General features: G+C 69.6%; 11 protein-coding genes. 1 reads left to right on the top strand and 10 read right to left on the bottom strand.

From position 1 onward, the window contains the following. Positions 1 to 16: 16 nt before the first annotated feature. The 4 genes from IEY36_RS18915 to IEY36_RS18900 form a co-directional block, all read right to left on the bottom strand. Positions 17 to 982: a Bug family tripartite tricarboxylate transporter substrate binding protein gene (locus IEY36_RS18915; RefSeq protein WP_188969589.1), complete on the bottom strand. Its 966-nt coding sequence runs from the start codon at positions 980 to 982 to the stop codon at positions 17 to 19. A gap of 73 nt (positions 983 to 1055) precedes the next feature. After that, positions 1056 to 2597 carry a hydantoinase/oxoprolinase N-terminal domain-containing protein gene (locus IEY36_RS18910; RefSeq protein ID WP_188969587.1) on the bottom strand — a complete coding sequence of 514 codons (1542 nt, stop codon included), beginning with the start codon at positions 2595 to 2597 and terminating at the stop codon, positions 1056 to 1058. After that, on the bottom strand, positions 2594 to 3667 hold the full coding sequence (locus IEY36_RS18905) for a DUF917 domain-containing protein (protein ID WP_188969585.1): 1074 nt from the start codon (positions 3665 to 3667) through the stop codon (positions 2594 to 2596). Before IEY36_RS18905 ends, IEY36_RS18910 begins: the two co-directional genes overlap by 4 nt. Further along, entirely contained in the window at positions 3667 to 4326 is a 660-nt protein-coding gene (locus tag IEY36_RS18900; protein WP_188969583.1) for an AroM family protein, read from the bottom strand. Before IEY36_RS18900 ends, IEY36_RS18905 begins: the two co-directional genes overlap by 1 nt. 120 nt (positions 4327 to 4446) lie before the next feature. On the opposite strand from IEY36_RS18900, the gene IEY36_RS18895 reads away from it, so the two are divergent. Continuing rightward, the gene (locus tag IEY36_RS18895) at positions 4447 to 5172 is read left to right on the top strand and encodes a transporter substrate-binding domain-containing protein (RefSeq protein WP_188969581.1); all 726 of its coding nucleotides are present in this window, start codon (positions 4447 to 4449) and stop codon (positions 5170 to 5172) included. 3 nt (positions 5173 to 5175) lie between these two features. On the opposite strand, the gene IEY36_RS18890 is transcribed toward IEY36_RS18895, so the two are convergent. The 6 genes from IEY36_RS18890 to IEY36_RS18865 are packed head-to-tail and all read right to left on the bottom strand — an operon-like array spanning position 5176 to position 14520. After that, entirely contained in the window at positions 5176 to 6135 is a 960-nt protein-coding gene (locus IEY36_RS18890; protein ID WP_188969579.1) for an oligopeptide/dipeptide ABC transporter ATP-binding protein, read from the bottom strand. Continuing rightward, positions 6132 to 7118 (bottom strand): ABC transporter ATP-binding protein, encoded by a 987-nt coding sequence (locus IEY36_RS18885; protein ID WP_188969577.1) that lies wholly within the window; start codon positions 7116 to 7118, stop codon positions 6132 to 6134. The genes IEY36_RS18890 and IEY36_RS18885 overlap by 4 nt, the downstream gene beginning before the upstream one ends. Continuing rightward, positions 7115 to 8005, bottom strand: coding sequence for an ABC transporter permease (locus IEY36_RS18880; protein ID WP_188969575.1), 891 nt, complete (start codon positions 8003 to 8005; stop codon positions 7115 to 7117). Before IEY36_RS18880 ends, IEY36_RS18885 begins: the two co-directional genes overlap by 4 nt. Next, positions 8005 to 9012, bottom strand: coding sequence for an ABC transporter permease (locus tag IEY36_RS18875; RefSeq protein WP_229681426.1), 1008 nt, complete (start codon positions 9010 to 9012; stop codon positions 8005 to 8007). Before IEY36_RS18875 ends, IEY36_RS18880 begins: the two co-directional genes overlap by 1 nt. 7 nt (positions 9013 to 9019) lie before the next feature. Then, complete coding sequence (locus IEY36_RS18870; RefSeq protein WP_188969573.1) at positions 9020 to 10612, bottom strand: ABC transporter substrate-binding protein; 1593 nt, start codon at positions 10610 to 10612, stop codon at positions 9020 to 9022. Continuing rightward, positions 10609 to 14520: a hydantoinase B/oxoprolinase family protein gene (locus IEY36_RS18865; RefSeq protein ID WP_188969571.1), complete on the bottom strand. Its 3912-nt coding sequence runs from the start codon at positions 14518 to 14520 to the stop codon at positions 10609 to 10611. The genes IEY36_RS18870 and IEY36_RS18865 overlap by 4 nt, the downstream gene beginning before the upstream one ends. Between the last annotated feature and the right edge of the window lie 60 nt (positions 14521 to 14580).

Raw genomic sequence — 14580 nt, 5'->3', positions numbered from 1 at the left:
GTCGGTGGTTCCTCGTTCACTCAGCCGTTGCGCCGGAAGCGCGGATGATGGGTATCCAGATGCGGAACTGCTCGTCCCAGAAGGTGGCCAGTTCCTCCGCCCCGGTGCCCCGCGGGTCGACGCCGAGAGCGATGAGGCGCTGGCGGGTGGCCGGCGCGGCGATCGCGTTGCGCAAGGCGCGTTCGAGCCGGGCGATGATCGGTGCCGGCGTGCCGGTGGCGACGAAGACCCCGTGCCAGTTGTAGGTCTCGTAGCCGGGCAGGCCGGCTTCGGCGGCGGTCGGCACATCGGGCAGCGCAGCGTTGCGGGTGCGCGACGCCATGGCCAGCGCACGCACCTGCCCGCTTTGCACCAGCGCGACATAGGGCGGCAGCGTATCCACCATCACCTGCACTGTGCCGGCCATCAGATCGGCCAACGCGGGGCCGGAGCCACGATAGGGGACATGCACCATCTCCGCGCCGATGGCGTTGGCCAGCATGTGGCCCGACAGGTGGACGATCGTCCCTGGCCCTGAACTGGCATAGGTGATACGGCCCGGATTGGCACGCACCAGGGCGATGAGCTCCTGCAGGGTCTGCGCCGGCACGCCGGGATTGACGACGATGATGTTCGGCACCGTGCCCACCAGGCCGACCGGCGCGAAGGCGCGATGCAGGTCGAAGGGCATCGAGCGATAGAGCCCCGCATTCATCACGCCCGAGGACAGCGTGTGGAGGACGATGGTGTAGCCGTCGGCCGGCGCCTGAAGCGCCGCCTGGGATCCGATGATGCCGCCGCTGCCGCCACGGTTTTCGACGACGACGGGCTGGCCGAGATCCTCCGACATAGCCTGCGCCGTAAGGCGCCCGACGACATCGGCCGCACCGCCAGGTGCGAAGGGGATCACCATGCGGATGGGTCGGTCCGGATAGGCGGCCTGCTGCGCGCGCGCGGGCAGCGTCGCGACCAGCAAGGCAAGTAAGATGACAAGTCGACGCATGTGTTCCCCCCAATTCGTTTCTTAAGGGCAGCATGGCGCGTCGCCATGCATTGCGCCAGCGGCGGCGGGGCGATCAGCCTGCGGCAATCTCGCCCACCACGCGGGCGCGCACGCGCAGCGCGCCGCCAGGGAGGTAGGCGATCGGCAGGTCCTCGATATCCACGAGGGAAAGCGTCGCGCCATCGGCACCGGCCTCCACCGCGCGGTCGCGGGCGATACGTTCGGCGGCGGCCATCGCCTCGGTGCGGGTCATGCCCTGGAACACCTGGTCGGCCTCGCCGCTGACCTGGGCGATGGCGGCGCCGACCGCGTTGGCGACCGCGGCATGGGCGGGACGCAGCACTTCCGAACAGCCGGGCAGTCGGTCCGGCACCAGGAAGGCGCCGCCGCCGACGGCGAGCAGCGGCACGTCCGTCGCCTCGGTCTTCATGCGGTCGACGGCTTCCTCCAGCATGCGGGCGGCCTCGGCAAGCGTGTCGCGGGTGAAGCTGTCGGCGATGTCCGCGACGCGCGATGCCTCGCCGAGCGAGAGCAGCCCCGCGCGCACGGCGATGTCGCTGGTGGTAAGTTGCGGGCCGCCGAAGATGCGGGCGAGTTCGGGCAGGCGGAAGCCGACGCTGCGCGGCCCGATGGCGATGCGCCCGTCGCGCGCTTCGACATGCGAGCCGCCGCCGAGACCGATCGAAAGAAGGTCCGGCATGCGGAACAGCGTGCGCACGCCGCCGACATGGACGATGGCATTGGCCTCGCGCGGGAAGCCCGCCTTGAGCGCACCGACATCGGAGGTGGTGCCGCCGACATCGACGACCAGCGCATTCTTCAGCCCGGTGAGGAAGGCGGCGCCGCGCATGGAATTGGTCGGGCCGGAGGCGAAGGAGAGCACCGGGAAGCGCGCGGCGAGTTCGGCGCGGATCACCGTGCCGTCATTCTGCGTGATGAACAGGGGCGCCGCGATGCCCGCCTGGCGCAGGGCTTCCTCGAAGGCCTGCACGGTGTGCTGGGCGAGCGGGGCGAGGCAGGCGTTGAGCAGCGCGACGTTCTCGCGTTCCAGCAGGCCGATGCGGCCGAGGTCGTGCGAGAGGGTGATGGAGGCGCCGGGCATCTCGGCGCGCAGGATTTCCGCTGCGCGGTCTTCCATGGCGGGGTCGAGCGGAGAGAAGATGCTGCTGATCGCGACGCAGGCGATGCCGGCGGCGTTCATCGCGCGTGCGGCGGCGGCGACGGCGCGCTCATCGAGCGGCATGATCGGGCGGCCGTCGTAGTCGTGGCCGCCCTCGACCATGTGGACCTGGCCGCGCACCAGGGCGGCGAGGTCCGCCGGCCAGTCGCAGAAGGGTGGCAGGGAGCGCGATGCCGGCAGGCCGATGCGCAGCGCGCCGACCGGGGCGAGGTCGCGCCGCTGCACCACCGCATTCACGAAATGCGTGGTGCCGATCATCACCGCCTGGACGGGCTCGCTGCCCATGGCGCGGGCGGTGCTTTCCAGCGCGAGGCGGACGCCGGTCAGCACATCGGCGGTGGTCGGCGTCTTGACCGCGTGCAGGACGCGGTCGTCTTCGAGCAGCACCGCATCGGTGTTGGTGCCGCCGACATCGATGCCGATGCGCCGCCTCATGCGAACACCGAACGGAAATCGAGGTCGTAGCCGAAGGCGCGCGGGCCGACGAAGTCGAGACCTCGTGGCGAAAGGAACACAGGCGGCGCGGGCAAGGCCACCACCGTGACGCGCTGGCCATAGCGTGCCACTTCCGTGCCGATCGCCTCGCCGCTTACGCTGTCGAGCACGCAGATCAGGTCCGGCGTCATTACCTGCGCCACGCCGTCGAGCCAACCGACGGCCCATTCATTCTGGAAGGCGAGTTCGAAGGTATGGCCGCGCGAATCATCCAGACCTTCAAGCTTCACCGTGCCGCGCAGGAAGCCTTCCGTGGTGCGCCGGGCGATGTCGGCGATCTTGCCGCGGAACAGCAGCATGCCCTTTTCCTGCGCCAGGATCGCCTGCACCGGATCGCGATGTTCCTTCTGCGCCAGGCGGATCGCCTGGCCGAGCTTGATCGCCTGGGTCGTGGTGCGCAGGATGCCCCAGCGCTTCACCTCGGCACCCGTGCGCGGCGCCTTGCAGGTGGCGGCGATCGAGCCGACCTCGACGCACATCTTGCGTGACAGGCGCTCCATCCATTTCCAGGACGGCACCTTGGCGACGATGCCCTCGATGCCGCGCGGATCGACCAGCGAGAGCGGCCAGGGCTTGAGGTCGCCCACCGCGAAGGAGGTCATCTGCGCTTCAGGGTAGGCGCGGCCCATCGCGTCGGCATCGACCACCGGCTTGCCGGTCTCGGCGGCGGCAAGGAAGGGTTGTACGCCGTTGTTGCCGCCGATCTCGACGGACATGATCGCGCGGAAGGGGCGGCCGAGATATTCCTCCATCAGCGTCACGGCGCGACCGATAGTGGCGCTGTCCACCAGCCGTTCCTGGCCGACCAGCGGGGCGCCCATGTTGGAGACGACGGCGACCATGTCGTCATCGGCGAGTTCGTCCGGGTCCATCAGCTGCACGCGATGACCCTCGGCATAGAGCCGTCGCACGTTGAGCAGGCCGAGATAGGGCGAGCCGCCGCCACCGGTGCCGAGCACCCAGGCGCCGACGGCGAGCGATTCGATCTCATCGATGGTGATCTCGCGCATCAGGGCTCCGGCAGCAGGGAAGCGGCGGCGCGCGCGGCGACGGCAACGGAGAGCAGGACCGGGCAGGACATCACGGCCACCGCCGCGGCCTTGTCCGCCCGCGTGTAGGAAATGCAGTCGAGTAGGACGAGATCGGGCTTTTGTTCCGCCATCGCGGCCATCGCCGCCGCGCGTGTCGAAGCATCGGCATGTGGGCGCAGCGGCAGCACGGTGATCGACAAGCCTTCGCGGGCGCGCGACGCGCCGAGGGTTGCCGCCTGCTCCGGCAAGGGCACGAAGAGGCCGAGCCGGCCGCGCGGCAGCAGCGCCTCGGCCATGCCGTTCAGCACGGCGGAAGGCTGCACCAGGTCGGGACGGTCGGGCAGGCCTTTGAAGGCGCCGGTGCAGGCAAGCAGCACGGGGCCATCCGTTGCCGCCAGCATCGCCTTCATGCGCGAAGTGACCGCCGCCTTGGAAATGGAGACGGCCTCGCCCGAGGGCAGCATGGTGAACAGCGTGTCGGCGCCGTCGCGGGGCGGGATGGCGGCGATCTCCGCGCGCGTCATGCCATCGAGCGCACCGCGCATGGCGATGGGCAGGCCCGGTGCCGCCGCGGCGATCTCGGCGGCGAGGTCCAGGCGCGGCGCCTGGCCGATGACGAAGACGGGTAGCGCCGACATGCCTGTCCCCCATGATGCGACGCGGCATGATGACGCCTGCGCCGCGCGCCGCAAGCCCCGCCGACTTGCCCCGGCGCCGGTCGCGCCTTCTACTGCCGGCAATGGAAACGGAAGCCACTCATGTCGCCTGAGATCATCGCCCAACTCGCGCCGCGCGGCGTGCTGCGCGCCGGCATCAACCTCAGCAACTTCCTGCTCGTCACCGGGCGGGATGCGTTCGGCAGCCCGGAGGGCGTCTCGCCCGACATGGTGCGCGCGCTGGCGGCGCGGCTCGGCGTGCCGGTGCGTCTGGTGCCGTATGCCTCGCCGGGGCTGGTGGCCGACGCGGTGGATACCGACAGCTGGGATGTCGCGCTAATCGGCGCGGAACCGCAGCGGGCGGAGAAGATCGCCTTCACGGCCGCCTATGCGGAAATCGAATCGACCTATCTGGTGCCGGCGGGTTCGCCGATCGCGACCATCGCGGAGGTGGACCGCGCCGGCGTGCGGATCGCGAGCACCGCGCGCGCGGCCTACGATCTCTGGCTTGAGCGCAACATCAGGAATGCGACGCTGCTGCGGGCCGAGGGGCTGGACGGGGCGTTGCAGCTGTTCACCGAACAGAAGCTGGAGGCCCTCGCCGGGCTGCGCCCCCGCCTGCTGAAGGATGTCGAGCTGCTGCCCGGTGCGCGTATCCTGGATGGCCAGTTCAGCGCCGTGCAACAGGCGATCGGCACGGCGCGGTCGAATGCCGCCGGCGCCGCCTTCCTGCGCGACTTCGTCGAGGAGGCGAAGGCGAGCGGGCTGGTGGCGCGGCTGATCGACAAGCACGGCGCACGCGGACTGTCGGTGGCGCCGCCGGCGTGAGGCTCAGCCCACGCGCGGGCAGCGCAGGCGGTGCCCGTCGCCCAGGGTGACGAGCGGCGGCATCGCGGCGCGGCACGCCGCGACGGCGAGGGCGCAACGCGGATGGAAGGCGCAGCCGGATGGTGGCGATGCCGGGTTAGGCGGTTCGCCCGGCGCGGCAGGCGGTGCCTGATTCGCGCCGAGCCGCGGCACCGATTCCAGCAGCGCCCGCGTATAGGGGTGGCGTGGGGTGCCGAGCACCTCGGCCGCACTGCCTTCCTCGACGATGCGGCCGAGATACATCACCGCCACGCGTTCGCAGACCTGGCGCACGACGGCGAGGTTGTGGCTGATGAAGAGATAGGCGAGGCCGCGTCGCGCGCGCAGCGCGTCCAGCACATCGAGGATCTGCGCCTGGACGGAGACGTCGAGCGCCGAGGTGGGTTCGTCCAGCACCAGCAGGTCCGGCTCCAGCGCCAGCGCTCGAGCGATGCAGACGCGTTGCTTCTGGCCGCCCGAGAGTTCGTGCGGGAAGCGATGCAGGAAGGCCGATGGCAGGCCGACCTCGGCGAGCAGTGCGGCGACGCGGTCACGCAGCGCCTGACCGGATGCGACGCCATGGATGCGCAGGGGTTCGGCGACGGCGTCCTCGGCGCTGAGACGCGGGTCAAGCGCGGCGGAAGGATTCTGATGGATCAACTGCATGCGCCGGCGCAGCGGGCGCATCGCCGATTCATCGAGCGCGGTGATGTCGCGGCCGTCGAAGATGATGCGCCCATCGCTGAGCGGGATCAGCCGTAGCAGCAGGCGCGCCAGGGTGGACTTGCCGCAGCCGCTTTCGCCCACGATGCCGAGGGCGGTGCCACGGTCGAGCGTCAGGTTGAGTTCCGCTACGGCGCGCACACGTGGTGTTTCATGGAACAAGCGTCGGCGGCCTTCGAAGCTGCGCGACAGGCCCTCGGCGCGGAGCAGCGGTTCGGTCATGGCGTGGCGTGGTGGCAGGCGACGCTGCGGCCGGGCAGCAGCTCGCGCCGCAGGGGCTTTTCCCGTCGGCAGCGATCGGTGGCGGCGGAGCAGCGTGGGTGGAAGCGGCAGCCGGACGGTGGCGCGATCAGGCCGGGGATGCTGCCGGCGATGCCTTGCGGGCGGCGTTCCGGATGGTCGAGGTCCGGCACCGCGGCGATCAGCCCGCGCGCATAGGGGTGCAGCGGGCGGGCGAGCAGCTCGCCGGTCGGCGCTTCCTCCACCACCGTGCCGGCATACATCACCGCGACGCGGGCGCAGGAGGCGGCGACGACGCCGAGGTCGTGGCTGATCAGCATCAGGGCGAGGCCGCGTTCCGCGACGAGGCGCGCGATCAGGGCGAGCACCTGCGCCTGCACGGTGACGTCGAGCGCGGTGGTCGGTTCATCGGCGACCAGCAGCGCCGGGTCGCCGGCCAGCGCCATGGCGATCAGCACGCGCTGGCGCATGCCGCCGGAGAGCATGTGCGGATGGCTGTCGAGGAGCCGCGCCGGTTCGGGCAGGCCGACCGCGGCGAGCAACTCCGCCGCGCGCGCCCGTGCGGCGGCACGCGGGCGTTTGCGCAAACTCGCGGCGATGTCCTGGCCGCGGATGGCGTCTTCCATCTGCGTGCCGATGGCGAGCAGTGGGTTCAGATAGGAAGCCGGGTCCTGAAAGATCATCGCGATGGCTCGGCCGCGCAGCCGGCGCATGGCGCGTTCGGGCAGACGCAGGATGTCCTCGTCGCGAAAGTGGATCTGCCCCGAGACCACGCGCGCCGGCGGCATCGGATTGAGTTGCAGAAGGCTGCGCGCCAGCACCGATTTGCCGCAGCCGGTCTCGCCGACAATGCCGAGCGTCTCGCCAGCGGACAGCGTCAGGTCGATGCCGTCCAGCACCTGCGCGGTGCCGTCGAAGGTGTCGAAGGCGAGGCGATAGTCGCGGATCTCGAGCAAGGCGCTCATCCGCGATTGCTCCGCGGGTCGAGGATGTCGCGCAGCCCGTCGCCCAGCAGGTTGAAGCCGAGCACGGCGAGGTAGATGAACACCCCCGGCGCCACGGCGTACCACCACCAATCGGGCATGTAGCCGCGGGCGATGGAGATCATCGCGCCCCATTCGGGTGTCGGCGGCTTGGCGCCGAGGCCGATGAAGCCGAGCGAGGCGACGGCGAGGATCGCCTGGCCGATGTCCATGCTCATCTTCACGATCAGCGGCGAGATGCTGTTGGGCAGCACGTGGCGACGCAGGATGCGCGCACGGGAGGCGCCGGCGACGCGGGCGGCTTCGATATAGGCTTCGTCACGGATCGACAGCGCCTTGGCTTCCGCCAGCCGCACATAGCCGGGCCACCAGACGAGGATCAGTGCGATCATGGCGTTGACAATGCCGGGGCCGAGGGCGGCGACCAGCGCGATGGCCAGCACCAGGCCGGGGACGGAGAGGAACAGATCGGTGAAGCGCATAATCACTTCGCGTAGGCGCCCGCCGGCGAGGCCGGCGAGGATGCCAAGCGGCACGCCGATGATTGCGGCGGCGACGGTGATGCCGATGCCCACCAGCAGCGAGATGCGCGCGCCGATGATGACGCGGGTGAGGATGTCGTTGCCGACTTCGTCCGTGCCGAGCCAATGGGCGAAGGATGGCGGCTGCAGCTTGTTGGCGAGATTGATGCCGCCCTGCACGTCGTCGGGATAGGGCACGATCCAGGGGCCGAGCAGCGCCAGCGCGACGATCGCCGTCACCAGGAACAGGCCGAGCATGGAGGAGAAGGAGCGCGTGAGCAGCCAGAGGGCGAGACGCAGGCGGCGGCGTGGCGGGGCGGCGACAGTTTCCTCGGCGATGGCGGACATCACGCCCGCCGCAGGCGTGGGTCGAGCACGCCGTAGAGGAGATCAACGATCAGGTTCGCCACCATGAAGTTGAGGCCGACGATCAGCGTCACGCCCATCACCGGCTTGAAGTCACCGGCGATGGCGGAGGAGACAGCGTAGAGGCCGATGCCCGGCCAGTCGAACACCGTTTCGACCAGCACGGTGCTGCTCATCATCCAGCCCCAGCGCAGGCCGATGATGGCGAGGGTGGGCAGCATCGCGTTCTTCAGCGCATGCACCATGACGATGCGCCAGGGTGTCACACCATGCGCGCGAGCGGCGACGACGTAGTCCATGCGCAGCGCCTCGACCATCTCGGAACGGTTCACGCGCAGAATGGAGGCGAGACAGGGCAACGACAGCACGATCGCCGGCAGGATGATGTAGGACAGCGCCTCGCGAAACAGTGGCCATTGGCCGCGCAGGGTGTTGTCGAGCAGCAGCAGGCCGGTGATCGGGTCGGGCGGTTCGGTGAAGACGGAGATGCGACCGCTGGTCGGCAGCAGCCCCAGCCAGGTCGCGAAGGCGAGTTGCAGCAGCAGGCCGAACCAGAAGGGCGGCAGCGCGATGCCGGAGACGGCGAAGATGCGCGTCACATGATCGACCGGGCCATCCTTGCGCAGGGCGGAGACCACGCCGAGCGGCACGCCAAGCAAGACGCCCAGCAGCATGGCCAGGATCACCAATTCCAGCGTCGCGGGGAAGTAGCGCGCGAGGTCGGTGCCGACCGAGCGGCCCGTCGCGATGGAGCGGCCAAAATTGCCCTGCGCCAGGTCGGTGACGTAGCGCAGGAATTGTTCGGGCAGCGGCTTGTCGAGACCGTATTCGCGGCGCGCCTGTTCGATCTGCGACCGGCCCGCATCCGGGCCGGCCGCGAGCGCCGCCGGGTCCGACGGCGCCACATTGGCGATGACGAAGGTCAGGCAGACCAGCCCGAACAGCATCAGCCCCGCAAGGCCGATGCGGCGAAGGATGTAGCCCGCCACCCGGGATTCAGCCCGCCACCCAGAGCGGGTAGAGGTCGATCTCGCCGGTGAAGCGCACCGGGGAGAAGCTGAAACCGTTCACATAGTCGCGCCGCGCCCAGATGCGGTTGGCCACCATGCCGAAGATCTCCGGCTGGTCGGCGACGATCTGCGTCTGGATACGCGCGTACAGCGCCATGCGCTTGGCGTTGTCAGTCTCGGCGCGCGCCTCGTCGATCCAGCGTGAGACCTCGGGGTTGTCGTAATGGGCGGTGCCGTAATAGAGGCCCCAGGAGGCGCGGTGGTATTGGTAGGCGACGGTGTCGGGGTCGGTGCCGACGGGCGTGACATAGATCGACATCATGTTGGGCGCGGTGTCGGGCTTCGAGCCGCGGCTGGTCATCGTCGTCCAAGGCTGGCCGACGATGTTCACCTTGATGTCCAATGCGCGCAGGCTGTCGAGCAGCACGAGGCCGACCCGCCGCGCCTCTTCGAGCCCCTGGACATGGACGTATTCCAGCTCGAGCCCGCCATTCGGCGTGCCGGATCGCTTGAGGAAGTCGCGCGCCTTGTCGACGTCCTTGCGCGGGATGCCGGGGACATCGATGTGGCCGGCCATCGAGGCCGGGAAAGGGCTCGTCATCAGCGCGGCAAAGCCGTTGGTGATGGCGAGCAGCGCGTCATAGTCGAAGGCGTAGGCGATCGCCTTGCGCAGGTTGATGTCGGCGGTCGGCCCCTGCTGGCAGTTGAACTTGATGCCGAAGGTGGTCGAGCCCTTGTGATTTTCGATCGCGACGCCGGGCACACGGGCGAGTTGTTCGATATCGTCCGGCGTGATGTTAGTGATGATGTCGGCCTCGCGCCGCTGCAGCGCGGCCTTGCGCGGCGCCGCCTCGCGGATGATGCGGTAGATGATGCCGGACGGACGCGCCGCCTCCGCCATCGGCCAGCCCTTCCAATAGTCGGGCACGTTCTCCAGATGCATCAGCGTATTGGCGTCGAAGCGGCGCAACTTGAACGGACCGGAGCCGGCGTCGTTCTCGGTCATCCACTTGCGGCCGAGGTCGTCGCCTTCCTGGTTCGCCATCACCTGCTTCGGGTTCACGATGTACCACCAGGGCACGTAGGAAATGAACGGCGCGAAGGGGCGTTCCAGCGTGAAGGTGACGGTGCGCGGGTCGACCGCGACGATCTTCTCGGGCTTGAGGAAGTCCTTCAGCATCCAGGCGATGCCGGCATTCAGCTTCAGGCCGCGCTCGAAGGAAAAGCGCACGGCTTCCGCATCGACAGGGTCGCCATTGTGGAACTTCGCGTTGCCGACGAGGTGGAAGGTGTAGGTCAGGCCGTTGGGCGAGACTTCATGCCGCTCCGCCAGCCAGGGCACGATGCGTGGCGGGTCGCCCTCATACTTCAGCAGCGCGTCGTACACGCCTTGCTGGATCATGCGCGTCGACCAGTCGTAGCGGATATGCGGGTCGAGCACCGGCACCGCCTGGTTGCCCGAGAAGACGAGCACCTTGCGGTTGCCGTCGCGTTCGAAGGCCCAGGAGACGCCAGGCGCGCTCGCCGCGAGGAGTGCGGCGCCGCCCAGCAGGCCGCGTCGAGAAAGTTGATCGTTCATGTTGAACCCCCGGTCGTTGCCGCCATGTCCCTGTCCGCGCCGTCTTGCTGTGCAGCCCGTCGCCGCGCGGTCGCGACGGGGTCGATGCGTCCATCGGCCCCGAGCACGACACCATAGTCCCGCGCGGCACCGTCAGGGGTGATGTAATCGTCGTCGATGTCGGCCTGCACCGCTTCGATCGGGCGCGCCCAGGGCTCGCCGAAGCCGGAGCCGCCGGCGATGCGGCCTTCGATCTCGGTGGCCGGATCGAACAGGGCGACCATTTCGCCGGTGCCGACATCGCGCGGCGTCGCGTCATCGGGCCCTTTCACCGCGCCGCGCCCCGGCGCGCCGGGCCGGCCGCCGAACAGGCCCTCCGGCTTCAGGCCAACGCCTTCGGGATAGAGGCCGACCATGATCGGCTCCGTGCCGCCCAGCAGACGCCGCGCGCGCATGCGCTGGCCCAGGCCGCCACGCTGGCGCCCGGGCCCGCCGGTATCGGCGACCAGGCCCTTTTCCATGACCAGCACGGGCATGCGGGATTCCAGCAATTCGACGGGCGTATTCGCCGCGCTGGTGGGGAACAGCAGCCCGGACTTGCCATCGGCTTTCGACGAAGCACCCTGCCCGCCGCCCATGAAGAAGTGGTCGGAGGCGACGCGACCCTGCTTGTTGCGGCCGTAGAAGCCGAAGGATTTCGGCAGGCCGGTGAAGGCCTGCACCTTGTCGGGAATGGCCGGCGCCAGGGCGCGATAGAGGTTCGGCCCGATGAACCAGGACAGCCGCGTGCGATAGGCCACCGCGGCCGGTGGCTGGCAGTTCAGCGCGGAGCCTTCCGGCGCCACCACGCTGATCGGCGCGTAGCAGCCGGCATTGCCGCGCACGCTCGGCGTCAGCATGCATTTCAGCGGGTAAGAGGAATGCGCGGCCGTGACATTCATCGTGCAGTTGAGACCGCCGCGCGGCAGGGTCGGCGGCGCCTCCACATGTTCGACATGGATGGTCTCGCCCTGCTTGTAGACGCGCACGCGGTAGCGCAGCGTTTCGCCGAGCGGGCGGTTCTCGATCTCGCTTTCATAGACGCCATCGGGCACGGCGCGGATCGCGGCACGCGTCGCGGCTTCGCTGCGGCCCTGCACCACGGCGGCCAGGGCGGCGAGGTCCTGCAGCCCGTATTCCTCCATGAAGGCGACGAGGCGCTGCGCGCCGAGCGCATTGGCCGTCACCATGGATTCGACGTCGCCCAGCACCTGGTCACTGTTGCGGATGTTCTGCGCCATCAGGCGAAACAGCGAGCGGTCCGGCACGCCCGCCGCGTAGAGCTTCATCGGCGGGATCTGGAAGCCTTCGTCGTAGATCTCGCGCGCCGCCAGCGGGTCCTTCACGCCGCCGATGTCGCTGACATGGCCGACCGTGCCCATCAGCGCAACGACGCGGCCCTCGTGGAACACCGGCGTGACCAGCGCGATATCGAACAGGTGGCCCGCGCAGAGCCAGGGGTCGTTGGTGACCAGCACATCGCCCGGCTTCAGCGTCTCGGCCGGGAAGTGCTCCAGCAGCGCCTTCACGCAGCGCGTCAGGGTCAGGTTGAACAGCGGCATGGCGCGCGGTGAATGCGCCAGCGGGTTGCCTTGCGGGTCGAGGATTTCGTTCGCGAAATCCTGCGCCTCGGCGATGATCAGCGAATAGGCGGTGCGGCAGACGGTCTGCCACATCTCCTCGACGATGGAGATCAGGCGCGACCACATGATCTCGAGCCCGATCGGGTCGGCCTCGATGCGCGCCTTGGCGACGTCGAGCGCCATGCCGGGGGTGACCAGCGCCTCGGCCTTGGCGGTGGCACCGACGGTGATGCGCAGGTTCATCACCGCATCGACGGCGAGCGTGTCGCCCGGCGCGATGATAGTGGTGGCCTCGCGTTCCTCGATGATGGCGGGGCCTGGCACGCTGTCGCCAGGCTTGAGGCGGTAGCGGTCATAGACCGGCGCGTCATGGAAAGCGCCGTCGAACCAGGCGCGGCGGCTGCCCTTCAAGGCTTCGCCCTCGCCCACCGCGGTGCCGACGGCGCCGGAGACGGTGATGGAAGGTTCGGGACCGAGCACGCGGACGCGCAGGGAGAGCAGCTCGATCTCGGCGCCTTCGACGACGCGGGTGTAGAGGCGCTGGTAGGTTTCGACGAAGGCGGCGCGGATCTCCGGCAGGCGCGCGGCGTCGATGCTGCCGTCGGGCAGCGGCACGGTGATCTGGTGGAGCTGGCCGATCAGGCGCATCTCGGCGCTGCGTTCGACGCGCATCGCGGTATCGGCGACGCCGGCCTTGCGCAGGGTTGCGCGTGCTTCGGCTTCCAGGCTCGCCAGCGATGCGGCGATGGCGGCGAAATCAGCGTCGGCGCCGAGCGGCGCGATCAGGCTGCGCGAGATTTCGAAAGCGAGTGGCGCGGCCAGGAAGCCCAGCGCCGAGGCCGCGCCCGAGGCGGGCGGCACCAGCACCTCGCGGATGCCGAGGATGCGCGCGACGCGCACCGCATGCGCCGGGCCTGCGCCGCCGAAGGCGACCATGGCGTAGCGGCGCGGGTCGCGGCCCTTCTCGACCAGATGCACGCGCGCGGCACCGGCCATCGCTTCGCAGACCACCGCATGCACACCCCAGGCGGCGTCCATCGCCGTCAGGCCGAGTTGCGCGCCGAGCCGGCCGAGCGCGGCTTCCGCGGCCGGCAGGTCCAGCGACATGGCGCCGCCGAGGAAGAAGCCGGGATCGTAGTAGCCGAGCAGGAGGTTGGCGTCGGTGACCGTCGCCTTCTGGCCGCCGCGGCCGTAGCAGGCGGGGCCGGGATCGGCGCCGGCGGAATGCGGGCCGACCTTGATCAACCCGGTCTCGTCGACGCCGGCGATGGAGCCGCCGCCGGCGCCGATCTCGATCATGTCGACGACCGGCGCGCGGATCGGCAGGCCGGAGCCGCGCTTGAAGCGGTGCACGCGCGCGGCTTCCATCATGGGCGCGACTTCGGCGCGGCCATTCTCGATCAGGCAGGCCTTGGCGGTGGTGCCGCCCATGTCGAAGGCGAGCGCATCGGGCAGCCCCGCCGCGCGGGCGAACAGCACCGTCGCCAGCGCGCCGCCGGCCGGGCCAGATTCCAGCAGGCGGATCGGCAGGGCGCGCGCCACCTCGGGCGCGCAGAGGCCGCCATCGGATTGCATCAGCCGCAGGGTGCCGGTGAAGCCCAATGCATCGAATTCGTGCAGCAGCTTGCCGAGATAGCGGTCCATCAGCGGTTGGACGAAGGCATTGGCGCAGGTGGTGACGCTGCGTTCGTATTCGCGGATTTCGGGGGCGACTTCGCTCGACAGGCTGATGGCGAGTTGCGGAAAGGCCTCGCGCAGCACGGCGGCCGCGGCCTGTTCATGGGCGGGGTTGGCATAGGCATGCAGGAAGCAGATGGCGATGGCGGTGCAGCCTTCGGCCAGCAGCTTGGCGCCGGCGGCACGCACTTCCGCGAGGTCGAGCGGGGCGACGACCTGGCCATCATGCGTCACGCGTTCGGTGACCTCAATGCGGCGGCGGCGCGGTACGATCGGGTCGGGGAATTTCAGGAACAGGTCGTAGATATCGTAGCGCTGCTCGATGCCGAGCTCGAGCACGTCGCGGAAGCCGTGCGTCGTCAACAGACCGGTCGTCGCCCCGCGTCGTTCGATCAGCGCGTTGGTGACGAGCGTCGTGCCATGCAGCACTTCCGACAAATCGGCCACCGCGATGCCGGCCTGTTCGGTGATGGCGCGGATGCCGGTGAGCGCGCCTTCCGCCGGATCGGCCGGCGTGGTCAGGCATTTGTACAGCGTGATGCCGCCGGTCGCGGCGTCCAGCAGCACGAAATCGGTGAAGGTGCCGCCGATGTCGAAACCGAGCCGGTAGCGAGCGGATGAAAGCGCCACGATGAAACCCCGCTGCGATGCTGCGTGCGGAGGCTATCGGCGCTGTCGCCATGCAGCAAG

Origin of the sequence: Neoroseomonas lacus (assembly GCF_014644535.1) — a bacterium.
GTDB classification, from domain to species: Bacteria; Pseudomonadota; Alphaproteobacteria; order Acetobacterales; family Acetobacteraceae; genus Neoroseomonas; species Neoroseomonas lacus.
The sequence above is the reverse complement of the archived record's forward strand: the minus strand, read 5'-3'. Positions and strand labels throughout refer to the sequence as shown.